Annotated in this window: 3 protein-coding genes; all 3 read left to right on the top strand. The window is 42.0% G+C overall.

The features are described from left to right. A partial coding sequence (locus tag ACR2F3_RS13715; RefSeq protein ID WP_432710546.1) for a right-handed parallel beta-helix repeat-containing protein occupies positions 1-639 on the top strand: 639 nt, incomplete at its 5' end. A gap of 145 nt (positions 640-784) precedes the next feature. Then, entirely contained in the window at positions 785-1,375 is a 591-nt protein-coding gene (locus ACR2F3_RS13710; RefSeq protein ID WP_432710545.1) for a hypothetical protein, read from the top strand. Positions 1,376-1,493: 118 nt separating this feature from the next. After that, complete coding sequence (locus ACR2F3_RS13705; RefSeq protein ID WP_432710544.1) at positions 1,494-1,634, top strand: hypothetical protein; 141 nt, start codon at positions 1,494-1,496, stop codon at positions 1,632-1,634. The last annotated feature ends 157 nt before the right edge of the window (positions 1,635-1,791 follow it).

The raw sequence follows: 1,791 nt of genomic DNA, 5'->3' as shown, positions 1-1,791 counted from the left end.
GGTGATAAAGGCGGCGCAATCTATATTAACGATAAAAATGTGACTATTAAAGGGGTCAGATTTGAGCAATGCAGTTCGGAGAAGGAGGGCGGAGCCATCTATAGTGATGGTGCCTATACATCCATTTTGGGGTGCAGTTTTAGTGAATGCTGGTCAACAAATAAAGAGGGCGGCGCTATCTATCTTAACCAGGAAAATGCATTAGTTTCTAACTGCTCTTTTAAAGAGTGCGAATCAGAAAAGGAAGACGGCGGCGCTATCTTTACAAATGATGATGTTATCAAGATCGAGAAATGTTCTTTTGAGCAGTGCAGTGCAAGGGGTAAAGATGCTGACGGAGGAGCCATCTATGCAGGATATTATACTGACGATTTAAAGGTGGAGGAATGTACATTTGTCAATTGTAAGGCTGATGGAAAAGGAAACTGGGTAGACGGCACAGATGATACTATCATCAATAAATGCACACAGCCTTATAATGATGAAAACTACTATGAATGTGAATTTGAGGACGGCGGTTTGAATGCCGGTTCAGTCCTTTCAGAGGGAAATATTGGGCTCGTTATAGCCGTACCAGTGGTTGCTGCAGCAGTGGTAATAATTCTTGTTGTAGCAAAAAGAAAGTCTGCAAAGAAATAAAAAGGGGAAAGTATATATGGGTACAAAAAAAGCAAAGAACAGAGTTGCGAAAAAACTGTTTAGTGTCATTCTTACCTTAGCGATAGTAGTTTCAGTAATGCTAATCACCGATAAAAATGTCCTCGTATACGGAGCTGCTTCTGATGTGTGCGGAAATTGCGGACATATGTGGACAGATCATGTTGCATCTCAGGATTGGTGCGATGCGTGTGATAAACAATGTAGCTTTAGCTTCACCGAGGATTCCATCGAAACTAGCAATGGACATGCGGCAGAAACCGTAACCGCCTTGCTGCCTAATCATTTTGCGCTGACTAGTGGTGAAAGTAGTGAGATCAATGGAGTCGTAATCAAATCGCTTACTGGTAATATAGAGTACATAAAAGGTGGCTATAGTTGGTGGGGTGATAACTTCCAAATTTCTACAAAAAATGGCGACATTATTACTCGAATTGAAATTACAGCGGGTGTGATTTTCGAAGTCAATGGCGACGGTTGGACGGAAACATCCTCTGGTGTAGTGTGGACAGGTTCTGCTAGGTCGGTAAACGTAGGAGGTTATTTCGAAGAAGTAACATCTGTAAAAGTGACTTATACTACTGACAGTGACCATGCTACAACAACTGGCTCTGTGCTTTCACAGGGGCAGACTATAATGATTATTGCCGTACCAGTGGTAGCTGCTGTAGTAGTAATAATTCTTGTTGTAGCAAAAAGAAAGTCTGCAGAGAAATAAAAAGAGGGGCAATTATTTCTGGAAGCAACGACGCCAAATAACAGGGTTGCGAAAAAACTGTTTAGTGTCGTTCTTACATTAGCGATAGTGGTTTCAGTAATGCTAATAAACGGTAAAAATGTCCTCGTATACGGAGCTGGTGGTGGTGATTTGTGCGGAAATTGCGGACATGTGCGGATGGAGCATGATATATCGCAGGATTTGTGCTATGAGTGTGATGGACCATGTAGCTACACCTATGGTTCCACCGCTAGGGTAGATTGTCCAAATTGTGACGGTTTTGGTTGGCTTAAATGCGAAGTTTGCGGTGGATCTGGTAAGCTTGACTGTAGCAATTGTGATGGTACAGGGGGAATAGAGAGTGATTGTACTTATTGTGACGATGGTGTTATAAAGTGTGATGCATGCAATTATGG

The sequence above is a fragment of the Pedobacter sp. genome, from assembly GCF_045627485.1.
Lineage (GTDB): Bacteria > Bacteroidota > Bacteroidia > Sphingobacteriales > Sphingobacteriaceae > Pedobacter.
Note: the sequence above shows the minus strand (reverse complement) of the source record. Positions and strands in the feature narration are given on the sequence as shown.